The following is an 18,822-nucleotide window of genomic DNA, read 5'->3' on the forward strand; positions in this document are numbered from 1 at the left end:
GTTGTTTGAATCTGTCACAACCAATTGATCATTTTCCAACGTAAAGCTCACGTTTACCGTGTTTAACGCTGACCAGTCAATCTCTTGCTTTTCTTCATTTTCATCGTAGTAGAAGAACGTATTGTTTACTGAATCGTAGTTTACGTTTCCGTACTTCTTCGTTAATTTATTGATGATGTTCTCGATGAACTCTTCATTATTAGTAATGTGGTTAACAAACTCAATGTTATCTCCTAACTTCGTAATGAAGTCTTGGTTCATCGCAATATTCTCAACAAAAGTTTTGTTGTTTGCAATTTCTGTAACCGCTAAAGAAACACTGTTGTTGTTTGAATCTGTCACAACCAATTGATCATTTTCCAACGTAAAGCTCACGTTTACCGTGTTTAACGCTGACCAGTCAATCTCTTGCTTTTCTTCATTTTCATCGTAGTAGAAGAACGTATTGTTTACTGAATCGTAGTTTACGTTTCCGTATTTCTTCGTTAATTTATTGATGATGTTCTCGATGAACTCTTCATTATTAGTAATCTGGTTAACAAACTCAATGTTATCTCCTAACTTCGTAATGAAGTCTTGGTTCATCGCAATATTCTCAACAAAAGTTTTGTTGTTGGCAATTTCCGTTACCGCTAAAGAAACTGAATTTCCTTCTGAATCCGTTACGATTAAATGATCATTAGCCAATGTAAAGCTCACGTTTACCGTGTTTAATGCAGCCCAATCAATCTCTTGCTTTTCTTCATTTTCATCGTAGTAGAAAAACGAATTATTTATTGGATCGTAGTTTACGTTTCCGTATTTCTTCGTTAATTTATTAATGATGTTTTCGATGAACTCGTTGTTATTGGTAATGTGATTAACAAATTCAATGTTATCTCCTAACTTCGTAATGAAGTCCTGGTTCATGGCGATATTTTCAACAAAGGTTTTGTTGTTGGCAATTTCCGTTACCGCTAAAGAAACTGAATTTCCTTCTGAATCCGTTACGATTAAATGATCATTTTCCAACGTAAAGCTCACGTTTACCGTGTTTAATGCAGCCCAATCAATCTCTTGCTTTTCTTCATTTTCATCGTAGTAGAAAAACGAATTATTTATTGGATCGTAGTTTACGTTTCCGTATTTCTTCGTTAATTTATTGATGATGTTCTCGATGAACTCTTCATTATTAGTAATGTGGTTAACAAACTCAATGTTATCTCCTAACTTCGTAATGAAGTCTTGGTTCATGGCGATATTTTCAACAAAGGTTTTGTTGTTGGCAATTTCCGTTACCGCTAAAGAAACTGAATTTCCTTCTGAATCCGTTACGATTAAATGATCATTAACCAACGTAAAACTTACGTTTACCGTGTTTAACGCTGACCAATCGATCTCTTGTTTTGTACCATTTTCATCGTAATAGAAGAATGAATTATTTATTGGATCGTAGTTTACATTTCCGTATTTCTTCGTTAATTTATTGATGATATTCTCAATGAACTCGTTGTTATTGGTAATGTGATTAACAAAATCAATGTTATCTCCAAGTTTTGTAATGAATTCTTGGTTATCTATTAAGTTTGTGACAAATGTACTGTTATTAGCAATATCTGCTATCGCTAAATAGACACTGTGATTTTCTGTATCTGTAATAATTAGCGATTCTTCTCCATTTTTGGTTGGATTTGCACCAATTGTAAAGACATTATTCTTTCTATCCACAAAGGTATCTCCAGAGAGTAATGGAGTCCAAGCATTATCTTTCCAATAATAAAATCCCGCTTCTAAAGCTGCATTTCCAATGTGATAGAGTAATAAACTCTCTACCAAATCTCCTTTGATTGCAGAGCGATCTTGGATTCCGTTCAATTCAATTCTCGGTAAAAGAATCCCTTTATCAGACGCTACCACATCTAATTGTGCAGCATTAGCTGCCTTTTTGGTTCCTATACCTATTTGCGCCATGGCTGACCCACTTAAAACAAGTGCTACTAATGGAATTATTCTTTTTATCATATCCTTTTTGAATTATACAATTCTTAAAATTTTACTACACAAAAATACAACGATTGAATTATATTTAATAACATAGTATAATTATTATAGATAATAATACTAAATAGTAAATTTTGTAAGAAATTATTTAAGTATTTATATTAAATTAGAAATTAAATCAAAAATCGATTTAGTTTAAAAATTCGCATATTTTCACCTTTCTACCTGGAGAAATTCTACCCTTTAGAATATGGTAAACCAATTGTGATGCTAAGAATTAAAACAATCTCGAAATGCAGATTTTTTTCTGTGAAAAAAAATTAAATTTTTCTCAACCCTCTTTTTTAGATTTAGACTCAAACTTTTTCGTTTTTTTCAAAATAAACGTCAGCTTGAGCCAAAATTTGAAGTAAAACAATCTTTTTCAGACGAATGGAGAGGAAAATCAAATCTATTTTTCAGGTATTTATAATAAAAAAAGATCATTTCTGAATTTAGACTCCTTGTTTTACAGTATTATGTAGTGTTCATTGCGGTGAGAAAAGAGAAAGGAAGATTTATTTTGCTACGTCTAGCAAAAAGACAATTTCCTTTGTTCACACAAACATCCTACTACCCATCCTATAGTATAGATACACGGATGCTTGTGCACGTAGTACTCCTAATAATCGGTTAAATTTTTAATATTAGGTAAGAAAGCCCCTCGAATGCAAAAAATTTCTCGAATATCTTTCGGACTTACCGTAAACGTATCAAAGGCAGGATTATCACTAACAAAAAGTAATTCACCTTCTACCGTATAACGTTTGAAACGGTAGCATAAAATTCCTTTACCTTCTACAACTAGCAAATAAATATGCCAAGGTTTAATCTCCTTTAAATCGATTTTTTTTGTTAAAACATAGGAACTCACCTTAATTGTTGGATACATATTCTCAACGCCAATTTGGAAAGCCATATCTATTTCTTCTTCTGTTGGAAAAACACAACTCGGTGAAGTACCACAACATTTTTCAGCATTTAGAAAATATTCTATATGATGATCTACTGAAATCATTTTTACCCTTCTGTCTTCTAAATCAACATTTAATACAGAGTTAGGATGTGCTAAAAACAAATCATTTAAATCAATTTTGTGTTTTTTACATATCTCAATGATTTTATCATAACGTAAAGTTTCTCTTACTTTCCAAGAAGAAAGCGTATTGGGTTTAATTCCCAATAAATTAGCTAACTCTAAATCATTTTTGTATCCGAGTAATTGCTTTAATCTCTTAATTACTTCATTTGCTTGTAACATAACTTTTTTCTTTTTTCTTCTCTTTTTTTTCTTTTTACACAAAAGAGAATCTTGTTCTATTCTCTAATATTCAACTATCTTGCCAAAAAAATCGCATCCTTTATTTTTAAACTAAAAAAACCATAAAAAAGCAACCTAACAAAATATAAAAGGCTTATAATCAGTAAATTAAATTTTATATTTGATTTTTATATTTAACTTTTATTTAAGAAATAAAAATTAACTATACACACAAATAAGCCTTTTTACTATAATTTAAACTATAAAAAGAAAGCTTAATTCGCGAAATGTATGTGAAAAACAAGCACACCTTTTTTTTTCACAGGACTAAGGGAGATTTTTTTTTCTAAATTGAGAATTCCCAACGCAGTAATAGCAACCTCTTAGAGCAATCTCAAAGGCTTAACCAACTAGTTGTTCTCACTTTTTTAGCGAAACAAACAAATTTAAACAATTCGCAAACAAAATGTAACATCAGTAAAATTTTTACTATTAAACAAATATTTACCAAAATAATATTTAATAATTAAATACTTTTTAGTAAAAAAATAGCAAAAAATTAATTTAAAATCAATCTAAAAACCCTAGAAAGGAAGTGTTTTTACCTAATCTCTTCTCGTATTGTGATATTCATATTCATACACCTCAAACTTTCTTTCGAAAATCTCGAAATGTGAGAAATTGATTACACTTATTTTTTTTGAATAATAACTAGTCCATAAAAGAAAGAAATAGGACTACTTCAGACAAAATACACATAAAAAAGGCGAGTACCTCCTCAATCATTTCAAATTTGAAAGTTGTGTATCCGTTGCAGTGAAAACGAGTCCCTACTAAGCAGTGAGACTAAATGAAATCGAAAGAGTAAAGAATCCTTTCGGGTAAAAAACATAAAACACCTTGATGGGCAAGGTGTTTTATGGGAAATTATTTCTTATTTTAATTCAAAACTAATTGAAACAGAAGTATTTATTTCTATTTCGCCTGCGGCTAATGTTTGATCCATTTCAGCATCAGCAGCCGTTGATTTTAAAGCATACATTGGTCTGAATACAGGAGGTGGCATTGATCCACCTCCATCAGTAACCACTAATACTTTACCTACGGTTTGTCCTAAAGCTCCAGCATAATCTTCTGCTTTTTTCTTCGCTTCTTGTACAGCTAGTTTTCGAGCTTCTGTTTGATACATAGCCAATTGAGAGGACTTATATTCTACTCCATCAATGCGATTAACTCCTTTTGCCATTACACCTGCAATAATTGTTTCGTACTTCGACAAATCTTCTATTGTAAGTGTAATAGTCTGACTCGCTTGATAATAGTCTTTTTTATCGGTATAATCTTTATACGAATAAAAGCTTACTCGTTGGGTTTGAATATTTTTTTCTGGTATTTTAGTGTCTTTTAAATATTTCAACACACTTGAGACAATGGCATCATTTGTTTTTTTGACTTCATCTGCTGTTTTTCCTTTATTTTCAATCCCCAAACGAACAATTACTTGATCAGGTATTGCATTCACCTTACCTTCTCCTTGTACTTGAATTTGAGGTATATTACTACCTGGGGTATTTTGTGCATAGGTTGATGCACTCATCGCGACAACTGCACTTGCTAGAACGATACTCTTTTTCATCTGATTGTTTTTTAACTTTACAAACAAATATATTGATTCATTTTATTAAAATTCGTTCTCTCTTTACATTAACGTAAGTTTAATATAAAAAACAAGTCCTATAAACTCCAAAAAGGAAATTGTCTTTTAGGTCTTCCTCTTTGTTTTTTATGGCGTATACTTCTTTCCTTTTTTATCTTTTAACGACAAAAAATACATTCATATACGACTTTTTCATCGTAGCAGTACCGATAACGTCATAAATAAACTTCCCATCATCCGTAAGTTGAAGTGTGAGATAGTCAATAACATCACTATCAAAATCGGTAATCACATAATATAATTCATCGCGACGATATAAGCGGTCTGTTCCAGCCTTTGGTAATACATCAGCAGTATAATTGGAATTGGAAACAAACTTTGTATTTAAGCTACGCGTAAATTGTTTTTCATATTCTGCATATAAATCAATTTCTCGATTGTTTCCCATTTCAACTTCAATAGTGAAAGAAGGCAAATAGAAAAAATAATTTACCTTTTGTTCAAAATTTTGATTGGCTTGTTCCTGTGTTTCCCACGTTGTACCATTCCAAACATACACTCCTTGTACAAAATCATTTGATGTACTTAAATTATACACTTGCAATCCTACATGTTTTTCTTTTATTTTACTGGTACTCGCATTAACCCAATCGGCATCTGTTAGCGGAATAAAAGGTTCAAGGGTTGTAGAATTAACAAGTAATACTCGCGGTAACAATAAACCTCCTGTTGTAGCCGTTTCATTATTTATTCCAGGTGTTTCTTTATCTTTAATATCTAAAAGGGCTGCTCGATTCGGTTGAGCACTCGAGCCAATTGTCACTTGTGCTTTAACCTGTATAGCGGTTCCACCTACTAGTAAGAGGGTGAAAACTAAATATAGATTTCTAATTAATTGCATCATTATCATTTGTTATCGGTTATGCTTAATTTCTTTCTTGTCCTTTATGAACGACCAAATATATATTGAGGAAGGCCGTAGCGTCTGGATTAACATTGTGCACGGTATAATCCATAACACCATCATTATCAATACCGTGAATAGTAATTATTGCTTTATCATAATGGGTAACCACATAATCCAATTGATTAGCTCTGTAATAATTATTTACAATAAAGGTTGTTACATCCTCCATATTCGTTCTAAAATGATTAACCCTTCTATTAGACATATACATTTGGTGTAAATCCACTTTTAAACGCATATTATCTGGATCTTCTGGATCTATTAAAGGCAAATTAAAGGCAGGCATAGGGAAAACAATTCGGTGATTTACACGGGGTTTCAAAGGTTTAAACAACGATTCCCATTGCTTTCCATTCCAAACATAACTACCTGGTTTAAAACTAGTATTATCCGTTAGATTATACACTTCTAATCCAGTGTGTTCTTTAGAAAGTGTTTCTTTACTTGTTGCATCAATCCATGCTGCATCGGTGGTATGGATAAAAGGTTCTAGTGTTTCCACATCGACCAATTGTACTCGAGGTAAAAGCACTCCCCCTGTCGTAGAAGTTATATTATCCGAAGTCGGTTCTTGGCTTTTCACATCTAAAAGCGCTGCTTGTTCACTAGGTTTGTCTGTTCCGATGGTAACTTGTGCTTGCACTAAATTCACCATCAAAAAAGATAAACAAAATAAAAATCCTTTATATTTTTTCATCTTTCTTTTTGTTTTATTTAAGCTCATACTATTCTACATTTTTCAAATTGTGATTTACAGGCAAATAGCAACGATATACTGTTGTATAGACTGCTTTTTTTTGATATTCTATAAGTTGACCTGAAGTATTCATGGGCGTCATCATGACATAATAATTTCCTGGCTTCTTAAATAAAATTTTTATTCCATCTCTTAAATTGATGAGAGTTGGTTGAGAGCCATCGTCAAAATCAACAAGAACTCTCGATTCTGTCGTTGAAATGGTATAGGTCGCTTCCTCACCAACACAAAGTACGAGCAGATCGTCATTGAACGGTATGGGTGTTGAAGCAAGTACAGCTGGTACATTTTCCTCTATTACTTGATGCAACACTGTATCCTCTTCGCTATATTCTACTATACTCGTTCGTGTTTTGTTTTTCTTCTTTGAATCTGAATTTTCTTCTTCAGTAATTTGTCCAGCATGTTCAGCTTTAGCATCCACTACTCCCTCCTGTGTCACTGTAGTACGAACTCCTTGTTCTATTTTCACTGGTATATCCCCGTTTGTAGCATAAGCCATGCTACTTACTACAAGAAAAACAACACTACTATATCGATAGATTTTATTCATTCTTTTTTTGTCTTTTATTATAAAATTGTTGTGTGAATATTAGGGTTCACAACAATCTGAGGATCTGAACCAGTTGTACACTCTTCCACCATTACTTCTATCGTTTTATTAGGCACATTCACTGGGCGCATCTGTCCATCATAAAAACTTATTGTTATAAAATAGTGCCCAGGTCTCATATAGGTATAGTTTGTTGTAGCATAGCCCGCATACTCAGGAATATCATCCATATGACTATATCCATTACCAAAATCCCAACGTGCATTCAATACTTCTAACTCGATACCATGCATTCTTATTTCGTATTCTTTTTCTATACCTCTGCATGCTTTTTGCAGATTTAAAGTCATCGTTCTTCCTTGAATCCCATTACTACTTGTACGATCAGGTAATTCATCATATACATTTTCGTACATTGCTGGATCTAAAGCAATTAATTTTGCGAGCTCTAATTCTTTTTGTTTTTCTATTCGACTTGCTGAAAGCATAGGGGAGATACTCGATTTCGTTACCGAGTTTTCTTCATGTTTAGTGGTTGTATAATCTTGTGCATTTGCTCCAACTGCCATACTGCAAAGGAGTAATTGTAAAATTATTTTCATAGGTCTTAAAAAATTTCAAGATCACCGTATTGTTAATTTATTACGATGAAAGCTCTATTAACTTAATTCGGCTAATTCCTTAGCAATATTTTATTGCTGTTTTTTGATAACAAATAAAATATTGAAATATGATTTTTCAGACGTGTCTGTACTAATAACATCAAAAGTCAATTTACCATCATTGGAAATTGCTATGGTAGTCGCATCTATAATAGTTTCATCATAATTGGTTAGGACATAATCTAGCTCATCTCTTCGGTACAAGCGATCTTCCGCCCCCACTAGCGGTAAAATAGGTAATGTAAAATTTGAATTAGACACAAAGTTTTCATTCAAGTCACGTGTAAATTGTTTTTCATACACGTCATATAAATCAATTTCTTGATTGGTTCCCACTTCAATATCAATATTAAAAGAAGGCAAATAGAAAAAGAAGTTTTCTTCTTGTGGATAGGCATCCACAGCCTTATCTTGTTTTTGCCAATGGGTTCCATTCCAAACGTATATTCCTCTTACAAAGTCATTTGAGGTACTTAAATTATATACTTGTAATCCCACGTGTTTTTCTTTTATTTTACTCGTACTCGCATTAACCCAGTTGGCATCTGTGAGTGCAACAAAAGGTTCAAGGGTTGTGGAATTAACGAGTGATACTCGTGGTAACAACAAACCACCTGTTGTAGCCGTTTCATTATTTATTCCAGGCATTTCTTTATCCTTAATATCTAAAAGGGCTGCTCGATTGGGTTGAGCATTCGAGCCAATCGTTACCTGTGCTTTTATCTGCATAGAGCTCCCTCCTAATACTACAAGGGCTAAAACTAAATATAGATTTCTAACTAATTGCATCATTATTATTTGTTATCGGTTATGTTTAATTTCTTTCTTGTCCTTTACGAACCACGACGTACACATTGAGAAAGGACCTAAAATATGGATGGATGTTGTGCACGGTACCTCCGCTTTGTTACTACTGTGAATGGTTAATAGCTTCTTTTTATATGGAGCAACTATTAAACCCAATAGATTATCTTGGTAGTACTTATTCCCAATTAAGTCCAAACTACCTTCCCTATTAGCGTTAAAATTATTCACTCGCCTAAGAACAGCATACATGTGGAGCAAATCCAGTTCTAAGCGTATATACACTAAATTTTATGGGATCAATCAGATGGGTAAGGGAAAACAATTCATTAACTTATACAGAGCTTTAAAGGCTTAAACAACGACCAACGCTACTCGACATAAGCGGAAACTCCCTGTCGTAGCGGTCATACTACCTGAAGTCAATTCTGGGCTCCTAACTTTTCACTTTTACAAGTGTTGTTTGTTTTCTTGGTCTATTTATTCTGATAGTAAAATGTACTTCTACCCCATTCACCATCAAAAAGAGAAACAAAGGAAGATCCCATTATAGTTATTTTCCTATTGTTGATTGATTAAGTGAACATTTGGATTCACAGGTATTCCTGGAGCAGCTGGTGGTAAACAAACCTCCACCATGACTTGAATTCTCTGAGTTGGATCACTGGTAGGATTAAACGAACTATCAACAAACTGCACTACTATGGTATAGGTTCCTGGAGTCGTATAGGTATAAGGAGTCGTCATCGAAGTTTGGAACCTTGTAATAGGGATGACTGTTTCTTCCGTATTATCACCAAAATCCCAAAGAGTTAATATAGAACTGGCAGATACCGATTCAAAATTAACCGTATACTGACGTTCTACCTCACTACAAGCTCTTTGTACTTCATTGGTCATGGTACGGCTGTGATTCTCATCCAGTGAACGATTGGAGCTTGTTGCGTACAGATGAGCTAAGTCTCTTTCGCTTAATGCTCTTATTTTAGCTAAATCAATTTCTTTTTGCCTCTCTACTAGCGAATAGCTAAGCTGATTCGAAGCCTGAGGAATCACGACCAATGTGCCTTGCATTTCTTGTGCATAACTACTTATACCCTGAAATACTAGCGCAACAAAAAAAATCCCACCTAAGAAAGTTGATAATTTCTTTTTCATATTAATTTTTTATTAAAACACACTTTACTTTTTCAAAGACAAAATTAGTACTTTTTTTAATTTAAAATTATGAAAACAGAACACAACTACTATATTACCAAGTATTTACAACAAAAAAACACAGCTTAAATAAGAAATAAAAAAATCCTATTTTGAGAAAATAAGACAAAGAGATCTCTCAAATATGACTTTTATAGAATTGCAATACAAGTAAAAATCAAGAAGCGTAACCTCAAAATAATTTTTATACGCGCTAAATCAATATTTTCTACAGCAACTTTATGTTTTTTTTAACAAAAAAACATACAATGTAGACCTATTTCTATCCAATAAAGAGCTCGAAATTATTGAAGCTCGATAGGAAAAAATCAAAAAAAGCGCTAAGCAATCGATTCTACCGCTGCATCAATGCAAAATTGTCGTTAAGCAATGCGTATTTTATACTTACTTCCTGTTTGTCAAACAAGACTAAGATAAAGGTACAAGCAGAGCTTGAACACTTCGTGAGAAAAAAAATCACAATTTATTTCGTTGAGCCAAAACAAAAAGTAAAACAAGAGGAATCAACAAGAGTCCTATTAAGAAAGTTTGCGTTTGAAAAAGACTGGGGTATCGAACTAAGGTAAATACCAATCCGCCAATAGCACCACCAAAATGGGCTGCATGTCCAATATTATCTCTATTTTTTTTCATGCCATACAAGCTGTACAACAAATAAGCAAGGGCGAAAATATAGCCCTTAATTCCAATAGGTATAAAAAACAGATATAGCTTTAAATCAGGGTACAACAAGATCGAGGCATAGACAATTCCCGTCACTCCTCCAGAAGCTCCCACAGCCAAGTATTGACTGCGTTTGTGATATAATTGATACGTTAATATATTACCGATTAGTATGCTTACTAAATAGATAATCAAAAAATAAAAACTACCGCTAATCGCCACAACAATACCTGCAAACATATAAAGGGTAAACATATTAAAGGCAAAATGCATCCAATCCACATGTAAAAAACCCGAAGTAAGCAATCGATATACTTCTCCTTTTCGAATACGGTCTAAATTGAAATTGTACTTTCCAAAAAAAGCGTAATCTTGTAATCCTTTGTAGGTTGCAAGTCCGGACAAAATCAAAAGTACTAAAATTGCAGGGGCTATTTCCATCGTCTAAATTTTCAAAACTCCTTCTATTGTGGAATTTATGTGTTGATTTACGGGCTAAAAATAGTCTAAATCCAGTATCTTTGCTAGTAAATTAATCCAAAATAATGAAGTTACTCATTTACTATATCGCCTATCCTATTTTATGGCTTATTTCTAAATTACCTTTTCCAATCTTTTACTTTGTATCCGATTGCTTTTTTGTATTGCTTTTTTACATCGTGCGATACAGACGTAAAGCTGTAACGGCGAATATCAAGTTAACGATGCCTCATTTATCGGATGAGGAAACACAAGAAATCGTTAAGCAGTTCTATAAACACCTATGTGATATCTTTTTGGAAATGATTAAAACTTTTACGATTCCTGAAAAAGAACTAAAAAACCGCTTTCAATTTACCAATTTAGATACCATCTTAGGCGTTGAAAAACAAGGGAAAAGCGCGCTGCTTTTCTGTGCACATTACGCCAATTGGGAATGGCTAATTATTTTAGATAAATTCATCAGCTTCCAAGGCTATGCAGTATACAAAAAACTTGGCAATCCATATTTTGATCAATTGTTTTATAAAATACGCACGCGATTCAATACACGCTTGATCGAAATGAAAGAAACTATTCGCATTATCCGCCAAAATGAGGTAAACAACAATCACGGCATTTATGCCTTTATTAGCGACCAATCTCCTATGATTGGAAACGCCAACTATTGGCAAGATTTTATGGGTATTGAAGTTCCTGTTTTCACAGGTGGAGAAGCCTTGTGTAAAAAGTTTGATATGGTTCCGTTTTACCTTAAAGTAGACTATGTGAAACGCGGGCATTATCAAGCGACTTTCGTTCCTCTTCTAGAAGAGGGGGAAACCTCAAAGGACATCCCAAATTACGAATTGACCAATCGCTTTTTACAAGCATTGGAAAAGCAAATTCACCAAGCACCTGCTTACTATTTTTGGACACATAAGCGCTGGAAACACAGAGGAAAAAAACCAGCGAATATCAAGTCGTTTCAATAAACAGCTTATCCTCAGACAGGCATTTTTCACAATAAACGCATGAATTATAGTCGGTATAAAAATTGCATTTCGTACCTTTAACTGAAATTACTCAATACTATGACACATATAGAAAAGCTAACAGCTATACGCGCTCAGATGAAAGAACAACATATAGACGCCTATATTATTCCTTCTTCTGATCCGCATATTAGTGAATACTTACCTGAATATTACAAGTGTATTGCCTGGACTTCTGGATTTACAGGGTCTGCGGGTACCTTAGTTATTACCCAACAATTTGCTGGCTTGTGGACGGATTCACGCTATTTCGTTCAGGCGAATGACCAATTGGCTAACAGTGGTTTCGAATTGGTGAAGTTAAACGTGCAACACATGCCAGAATATGTCAACTGGATTGCAGATCAATTTACGGACGGTGGCATAGTGGCTTTTGATGGGAACTTAGCTTCTTTAGCAGTTGCTAACGCTATTCAATCAACCTTAGCCTCTATTGGTTTCACTATCAATGGTCATGTGGATTTACTGACATCAATTTGGAACAATAGACCTGCTTTACCGACTGAAAAAGCGTATACTTTACCTGTTTCTACAACAGGAGAAAGTACAGCAGATAAGTTAGTAAAAGTCAGAGCTATACTGAAACAAAAAAGGGCAACATGCCACATCATTTCTTCGTTAGATGATATTGCGTGGCTATTGAATATTAGAGGAACGGATGTTCCTTGTAACCCTGTGACTTTGAGCTTTGTTTATTTAGATGCAGAAAAAGCAACTTTGTTTATTGACGCTACTAAACTGGATGAAACAACCAAACAAGAGTTAAGCAGTTTTGGTGTATCTATTGCTCCTTACAACAGCTTGCCTCAAACAATTACAGCTATTCCTGCAGGAAGTACAATTTTACTAGATCCAAAACGCACCTGCTTTGCTACTTATGACAGTGTACCCACTACCGTAACCATCAAAGAAGATATGAATCCTTCTACGCTGTTAAAAGCAGTAAAAAATGAGGTAGAGATTGCACACGAACGTCAAGCGATGATTCATGATGGGGTAGCCATGACGAAATTTTTCAAGTGGATTGAGGAAAATGTTGCAACGGAAACCTTAACGGAATTGAGTATTGCGGAACACCTTCTTGGTTTACGTGCTGCTCAACCAGGTTTTAAAGATATTAGTTTTACTACCATCTCGGGTTATAAAGATCACGGTGCTTTACCGCACTATTCTGCGGATGAAAAGAGCAACTACACCCTAAAACCAGAAGGTTTATTATTAGTAGATTCTGGAGGTCAATATGAAACCGGGACTACCGATATCACACGTGTGGTTACTTTAGGAACACCTACACAGGAGGAAAAAGACGACTATACCATCGTGTTACGTGGAACAATCGAAGGTTCTATGGCTATCTATACCAAAGGAACTCGTGGGTACCAAATTGATGCCATTACACGAAGACCTATTTGGGCAACGCTTAGAAACTATGGGCATGGTACGGGGCATGGCGTAGGTTTCTTCTTAAATGTGCATGAAGGACCACATGTATTTAATCCTACAGCCACCGATATTGCGATTGAAAAAGGAATGATTACCTCTATCGAACCAGGATTGTACCGCGAAGGGAAACACGGAATTCGAATTGAAAACTTAGTACTAGCAAAAGACTTAGATTCCAATCAATTTGGAGACTTCATGGATTTTGAAACATTGACAATTTGTTATATTGCTACGGATTTAGTAGATAAAAAATGGTTAGAACAAACCCATATTGATTGGTTAAACCAATATAATGAATGGGTATACAACAGCTTGAAAGATCTATTAACTACAGAAGAAGCTTCTTGGCTAAGAACTAAAACACAAGCGATTTAATTCCATCCAAATAAAAACAAAAAAACCTATCTAAGACAGATAGGTTTTTTTTATGATGGGTTGCATTAAATTTTCCAATCGATAGGCTTTTGCCCTACTTGTTCTAAATATGTATTGATTTTTGAAAAGGGTTTACTACCATAAAATCCTCTATAAACAGATAAAGGCGATGGATGAGCCGTTTCTATCACGAAATGTTTCGTACGATCAATCATCTTCCCTTTCTTTTGGGCATAGCTCCCCCATAAAACAAAAACCACCTGTTCCCTTTGTGTAGCCACTGCTTCAATCACTTTATCCGTAAAGGTTTCCCATCCTTTCTTTTGGTGAGAGCCTGCTTTACCTCCCTCTACTGTTAAGGTTGCATTCAACAACAATACTCCTTGTTTTGCCCAATGAGATAAATCGCCGTTATGCAGATTCTTAATGCCTAAATCATCTTCTAACTCCTTAAAGATATTCTTTAAACTTGGCGGAAACTTCACTCCTTGATGCACAGAAAAAGCTAAACCATTAGCCTGAAATTCGCCGTGATACGGGTCTTGTCCTAAAATCACGACCTTGACATCGTTAAAATCTAAGGCCTCAAAAGCTGCAAATACTTGTTCTTGGGGTGGATAAATGATTTTTGTTGCTCTTTCTTTCGCTACAAAAGCTTCTAGCACTTTGAAATACGGCTGCTCAAATTCACTTTGTAAGATTGTATTCCAACTTGTATTTTGTATAGTAAAACTCATTATTCAATATAAACTGTTCGTCGATACGATACTACTTGTGTCGCATCTCTCGCCTCTATTAATATTTGATTGTATTCATTCACTCCTTTTTTAGGCTTGACAATTTGCTGACGCACTACCCAAAAAAACTCTTTCTTATCGGGATCAAATTCAAAAGACACAAAATCAACAGGCTCAAACTTCGTTCCAGTTTCTTTGGCTATTTGCAATATTTTACACACGTCTAAGGAATAATCTAGAGCTAATTTTTCTTGTGTTTCTGGCAATTGCAAAGGAGAAATAATCTGCTGGTAATCGTTTAAAGCAATTCCGACACAATAATTGACTCCTGGTGATGGTTCAAAATCATAGTAAAAGAAATACTTTGTCAAACATTTACTCATGTCTACCACAGGATAGCGCGATTCAAATTTGCGAATACTGTCATAGGCGCTAATACTAACTCCCTTAAACGTCAACTTACTCGCCATCTCTTGCCCTACCTTTGTAACCAAGAGATCTTCTAAATTTTTTTTGACCGCATCAAAACCCTGTGGAACTAACGCTATCGGTCGATTGCTATAGTGATATCCCGTTGAAGCCTTCTCAGCATCAACAAAGTAATTGTAATACGGACAAGCATCTATAAATAAATCACTTTGATAACTTCCTCCTATTTTTACCTTATTATTATCTAAACATTGTGCTTGAACTTGAACAATACTTAAGAAAAGTAAAATGACCGACAGATATAATTTCATCTTATTAATATTTCATTAAGAAATCAAAAATATAAAACTTTTTATAGATTTACTGGTTTTTTGTTTTTTTGTTTTTTTGCTTTTTCCTTGGTTGATTTTTTTCTTTTTTAAAAACTCTCTCTTAACCTAATTTCATCCCCCCTCACCAAACCCTCACCAAACACTCACCAAACACTCACCAAACACTCACCAAACACTCACCAAACACTCACCAAACACTCACCAAACATTCACCAAACATTCACCAAACCCTCACCAAATACTCACCAAACCCTCATCAAACCCTCATCAAATACTCACCAAACCCTCATCAAACCCTCATCAAACCCTCACCACCCCCTCACCAAACCCCAAAAAAAAACCACACGCTTAAACATGTGGTTTCTATTTATTTTATCTGCTTCAATTTACAAGCGTTTCATTTGTTCTTTCATCATCTTGATTTGATCTTTCAACATGCCTTGCTTATCCAATTTTTGCGCTTCACTCAATAATTTTGTCGCTTCAATTTTACGGCGCTTTGTCATGGAAATACCTGCTAATTGCAATTTAGCCATAGCCAAATCTTGATCCATATTCAATCCCAATTCGATGGCTTTCTTCATGTATTTCTCTGAAGCGTTCAAATTGGTTTGAGACGTCATAATTCCCATTAAGTAATTATAATATCCGTTTTGCTTTCTCACTAAAGCTGTTTCAGGATTTTTAATTTTTTTCAACCACTTTTCAGCGCCTTCAAAATCTTGTTTTCTCAATTTTAAAAAAGACAAAAGAATGAATTCATTTTTAAAATACAAGAGTATTACAAGCCCCATCAAGAACAATAGGAAAATTCCATTTCCAATATTCGATTCTGAAAATTGCCAAACAGCCATGGCTAATAATAGGGCTGCGATACCTAATTTAATATACCTATGAAACATATGCGATAATTAACTTCATTAAGAATGCAAAATTAAAAAAATAAGCGGAGGATAAAAATTATTCCTCTTGATTGTTTTTGTTTTTTGAACATACAGGATACATTGTGTGAGAATATTCTACAATACGAAATTCGAGTTGATTCAGAAAACTCAAAGCACAAGCAAAAAAGGAGAAAAACATTTACACAAACAGCTGCGCTAAATGCTTTGCATCTATATCTAGAAACGATTTAATCACAAAGTCAGCTGTGCGGTAATCCTGTTGTTTGGAGTTTAGACTTTGATACCCCAATACTTTGATTCCAGCTGCATTAGCTGCTTTTATTCCATTGGTACTATCTTCGATGACTAAACAGTGTTCTTTTGCCTTGATTTTTGCTAAAGAGGCCGCCTCAATAAAAATAGCAGGGTCTGGTTTTGATTGAGGAAAATCTTCTCCACTAACAATATGAGTAAAATACGGAAATAGTTCAAAGCGATTAAACACGCGGTGAATCGTACTTTTTGATGCCGACGATCCTAAAATAAGTTCAATATCCTGCTGATGTAGGTGCACAATTAAATCACGTACACCTTCAATCAACTCCAAATCAGGTTTCGTATCGAAAGCTTCATTGAACAACGTGCGTTTACGTAACACCAAATCGTCAACTTCCTGAGGTATTTCGTAGTGTTCTTTTACTTTTTGATAGGTGTTTTTCGTTGAAAATCCTGTGAATGAAGTATACATTTCTTCTGGAACTTCGATTCCCAATTCATTAAAATGCTGATAATATGCATAACGGTGCACAGGTTCTGTGTCCACAATCACGCCATCCATATCAAAAATAACCGTACGTAACATAACTTCTATTTTGGTGTAAAGGTAAGAGGTTTTTCGCTATCCGTTATAGTCCATAAAAGTTGTTTTGGGGTGGTACAAACAAATTATCGATAAAATGTAGATGTCTGCTCGAGTCTTTTTAGTATTTTTACATTTACACCTGATCTTCAATTCAAATATTTATTCATCTTGTCAGCATCGGAAGAAGAACAATTCGTGCAACAACTGCAACATAGTCAAACTAAAGATTCTGCTTTTCGCGAGCTCATTGCGCAAAATCAATCGATATTATATTACCATATTCGCTCGATTGTTCTAGATCACGAAGATGCAGATGATGTTCTACAAGAAACCTTTATCAAAGCCTATGAAAATATACACCGATTCAAGGGAAATAGTAAATTATCTTCCTGGCTCTTTCGTATAGCAACCAATCATGCCTTAGACTTTGTAAAACAAAAAAGCAAGATGCAAAAAGTGAGTTTGGAGGACTATAATCAACAGATACTCGACCAGCTAGAAACCGATCCTTTTTTCAATGGAGATGAAGCTACCCTTCTGCTCCATAAAGCCATAGCAACACTCCCAGAGAGACAACAACTCGTCTTTAAGATGCGCTATTTTCAAGAACTAGACTACCAAAGTATATCTGCTATTTTAGAGACGTCAGTAGGAGCCTTAAAAGCATCGTATCATCATGCCATGAAAAAAATAGAGCTTTTTTTAAAATCGAATTAAACCTTTCTATCAAAAATCAGTCTAATTAGTAGAAGTACATGAAAATGATGACAAATAACCACGCGCAGCACACGAGAAAAGATGGGTTCAAAATACCAGAAGGATATTTTGAAACGTTGGATACACGTCTTTTTGAACGCCTAGACAAGCAAAACAAGCAGTCTAGAGGAACCATTTTCAGACTGAGTCAAGCTAAAGGATACCTTACTCTTGCGGCGGCTGTAGTTCTTTTATTAGGCGTAGGTCTAGTAATAAGAAGCCAAAGTACGCCAGCAATTAGCACAGAAGCACTAGAACTACATTTAGCATATGATCCTGCTTATACTTGGTCTTCTGAATTGATACAATCTTTTGATGAAAATGATATCAAAGACTTAGAATATCAAATTAATGTCAATCAAAAGGAAATCAATGACTACGTGCAAACGAATATTGATCTTGATTACTACCTAAATTATTAATATACTATGAAAAGATTCGTCTATCTATTTATCTTTTTCGGTTGCACCCTTCTTAGCTTTGCGCAACACGGGGATTCGGATAAAATAAAGGCTTTAAAAATAGCGCATTTAACCACTGTATTAAACTTAACCACTGAGGAAGCAGAAAAATTCTGGCCCATCTACAACACCTATGACAATCAATTAATTAAATTGAGACATAGTGAGATTATTAAGTATACCAAATCAACAGACATCGAAGATATTGAGCGTTTATCTGAAAACCAAGCCAAAGAAAAAGTACAAGATTTACTCGATTTTGAAAGTGAATACTGTACCCTGAGAAGCAAGTTCATTCAAGACAGTAAAAAGATTCTTTCCAACAAAAAAATTCTCTTACTCAAGAAAGCAGAAGATGATTTCAATAGAAAGTTACTCAAAAAATACAAGGACAAAAATTAAGCTATCAAATAAAAATAGCAAAACCTATTACACCTAGCCTACAAAAGAACTATATTTGTAGGCTAT

General features: G+C 34.3%; 19 protein-coding genes. 5 read left to right on the top strand and 14 right to left on the bottom strand.

From position 1 onward, the window contains the following. From ACLJX0_RS07050 to ACLJX0_RS07095, 10 genes are all read right to left on the bottom strand, one after another. On the bottom strand, positions 1 to 2,001 hold a 2,001-nt coding region (locus ACLJX0_RS07050), incomplete at its 3' end, for a hypothetical protein (RefSeq protein WP_410879420.1). Positions 2,002 to 2,641: 640 nt separating this feature from the next. After that, the gene (locus ACLJX0_RS07055) at positions 2,642 to 3,280 is read right to left on the bottom strand and encodes a helix-turn-helix domain-containing protein (protein ID WP_410879421.1); all 639 of its coding nucleotides are present in this window, start codon (positions 3,278 to 3,280) and stop codon (positions 2,642 to 2,644) included. 934 nt (positions 3,281 to 4,214) lie between these two features. Next, positions 4,215 to 4,916 (bottom strand): SIMPL domain-containing protein, encoded by a 702-nt coding sequence (locus tag ACLJX0_RS07060; RefSeq protein ID WP_410879422.1) that lies wholly within the window; start codon positions 4,914 to 4,916, stop codon positions 4,215 to 4,217. A gap of 172 nt (positions 4,917 to 5,088) precedes the next feature. Next, positions 5,089 to 5,841, bottom strand: coding sequence for a hypothetical protein (locus tag ACLJX0_RS07065; protein WP_410879423.1), 753 nt, complete (start codon positions 5,839 to 5,841; stop codon positions 5,089 to 5,091). A 22-nt stretch (positions 5,842 to 5,863) separates the two neighbouring features. Further along, positions 5,864 to 6,601, bottom strand: coding sequence for a hypothetical protein (locus tag ACLJX0_RS07070; RefSeq protein ID WP_410879424.1), 738 nt, complete (start codon positions 6,599 to 6,601; stop codon positions 5,864 to 5,866). 28 nt (positions 6,602 to 6,629) lie between these two features. Beyond that, the gene (locus ACLJX0_RS07075; RefSeq protein ID WP_410879425.1) at positions 6,630 to 7,214 is read right to left on the bottom strand and encodes a hypothetical protein; all 585 of its coding nucleotides are present in this window, start codon (positions 7,212 to 7,214) and stop codon (positions 6,630 to 6,632) included. Between the two features lie 17 nt (positions 7,215 to 7,231). Beyond that, positions 7,232 to 7,816: a hypothetical protein gene (locus ACLJX0_RS07080; RefSeq protein ID WP_410879426.1), complete on the bottom strand. Its 585-nt coding sequence runs from the start codon at positions 7,814 to 7,816 to the stop codon at positions 7,232 to 7,234. Positions 7,817 to 7,906: 90 nt separating this feature from the next. Beyond that, positions 7,907 to 8,668 (bottom strand): hypothetical protein, encoded by a 762-nt coding sequence (locus tag ACLJX0_RS07085; protein ID WP_410879427.1) that lies wholly within the window; start codon positions 8,666 to 8,668, stop codon positions 7,907 to 7,909. A 573-nt stretch (positions 8,669 to 9,241) separates the two neighbouring features. After that, positions 9,242 to 9,838 carry a PKD domain-containing protein gene (locus ACLJX0_RS07090; protein WP_410879428.1) on the bottom strand — a complete coding sequence of 199 codons (597 nt, stop codon included), beginning with the start codon at positions 9,836 to 9,838 and terminating at the stop codon, positions 9,242 to 9,244. Positions 9,839 to 10,354: 516 nt separating this feature from the next. Further along, positions 10,355 to 11,002 carry a rhomboid family intramembrane serine protease gene (locus ACLJX0_RS07095; RefSeq protein WP_410879429.1) on the bottom strand — a complete coding sequence of 216 codons (648 nt, stop codon included), beginning with the start codon at positions 11,000 to 11,002 and terminating at the stop codon, positions 10,355 to 10,357. A gap of 104 nt (positions 11,003 to 11,106) precedes the next feature. Between ACLJX0_RS07095 and ACLJX0_RS07100 the strand changes: the two genes are divergently transcribed. Both ACLJX0_RS07100 and ACLJX0_RS07105 read left to right on the top strand, forming a co-directional pair. Continuing rightward, positions 11,107 to 12,015, top strand: coding sequence for a lysophospholipid acyltransferase family protein (locus ACLJX0_RS07100; protein ID WP_410879430.1), 909 nt, complete (start codon positions 11,107 to 11,109; stop codon positions 12,013 to 12,015). A gap of 99 nt (positions 12,016 to 12,114) precedes the next feature. Further along, complete coding sequence (locus tag ACLJX0_RS07105) at positions 12,115 to 13,893, top strand: aminopeptidase P family protein (RefSeq protein WP_410879431.1); 1,779 nt, start codon at positions 12,115 to 12,117, stop codon at positions 13,891 to 13,893. A 65-nt stretch (positions 13,894 to 13,958) separates the two neighbouring features. Here ACLJX0_RS07105 and ung read toward each other — a convergent pair whose 3' ends face one another. From ung to ACLJX0_RS07125, 4 genes are all read right to left on the bottom strand, one after another. Beyond that, positions 13,959 to 14,630, bottom strand: a complete 672-nt coding sequence (gene ung / locus ACLJX0_RS07110) for a uracil-DNA glycosylase (protein ID WP_410879432.1) — start codon at positions 14,628 to 14,630, stop codon at positions 13,959 to 13,961. Beyond that, positions 14,630 to 15,370 carry a hypothetical protein gene (locus tag ACLJX0_RS07115; RefSeq protein WP_410879433.1) on the bottom strand — a complete coding sequence of 247 codons (741 nt, stop codon included), beginning with the start codon at positions 15,368 to 15,370 and terminating at the stop codon, positions 14,630 to 14,632. Before ACLJX0_RS07115 ends, ung begins: the two co-directional genes overlap by 1 nt. A 407-nt stretch (positions 15,371 to 15,777) precedes the next feature. Further along, the gene (locus ACLJX0_RS07120) at positions 15,778 to 16,293 is read right to left on the bottom strand and encodes a DUF2892 domain-containing protein (protein ID WP_410879434.1); all 516 of its coding nucleotides are present in this window, start codon (positions 16,291 to 16,293) and stop codon (positions 15,778 to 15,780) included. 181 nt (positions 16,294 to 16,474) lie between these two features. After that, entirely contained in the window at positions 16,475 to 17,137 is a 663-nt protein-coding gene (locus tag ACLJX0_RS07125; RefSeq protein WP_410879435.1) for an HAD family hydrolase, read from the bottom strand. A gap of 168 nt (positions 17,138 to 17,305) precedes the next feature. On the opposite strand from ACLJX0_RS07125, the gene ACLJX0_RS07130 reads away from it, so the two are divergent. From ACLJX0_RS07130 to ACLJX0_RS07140, 3 genes are read left to right on the top strand one after another with little or no spacing between them, the layout of a single operon-like run. Continuing rightward, on the top strand, positions 17,306 to 17,854 hold the full coding sequence (locus ACLJX0_RS07130) for an RNA polymerase sigma factor (RefSeq protein ID WP_410879436.1): 549 nt from the start codon (positions 17,306 to 17,308) through the stop codon (positions 17,852 to 17,854). A gap of 44 nt (positions 17,855 to 17,898) precedes the next feature. Next, positions 17,899 to 18,315, top strand: a complete 417-nt coding sequence (locus ACLJX0_RS07135; protein ID WP_410879437.1) for a hypothetical protein — start codon at positions 17,899 to 17,901, stop codon at positions 18,313 to 18,315. A gap of 6 nt (positions 18,316 to 18,321) precedes the next feature. Next, a complete protein-coding gene (locus ACLJX0_RS07140) occupies positions 18,322 to 18,756 on the top strand; it encodes a hypothetical protein (protein ID WP_410879438.1) in 435 nt (144 codons plus the stop codon). Positions 18,757 to 18,822: the final 66 nt, after the last annotated feature.

Origin of the sequence: Myroides sp. DW712, assembly GCF_046557355.1 — a bacterium.
Classification (GTDB): domain Bacteria; phylum Bacteroidota; class Bacteroidia; order Flavobacteriales; family Flavobacteriaceae; genus Flavobacterium.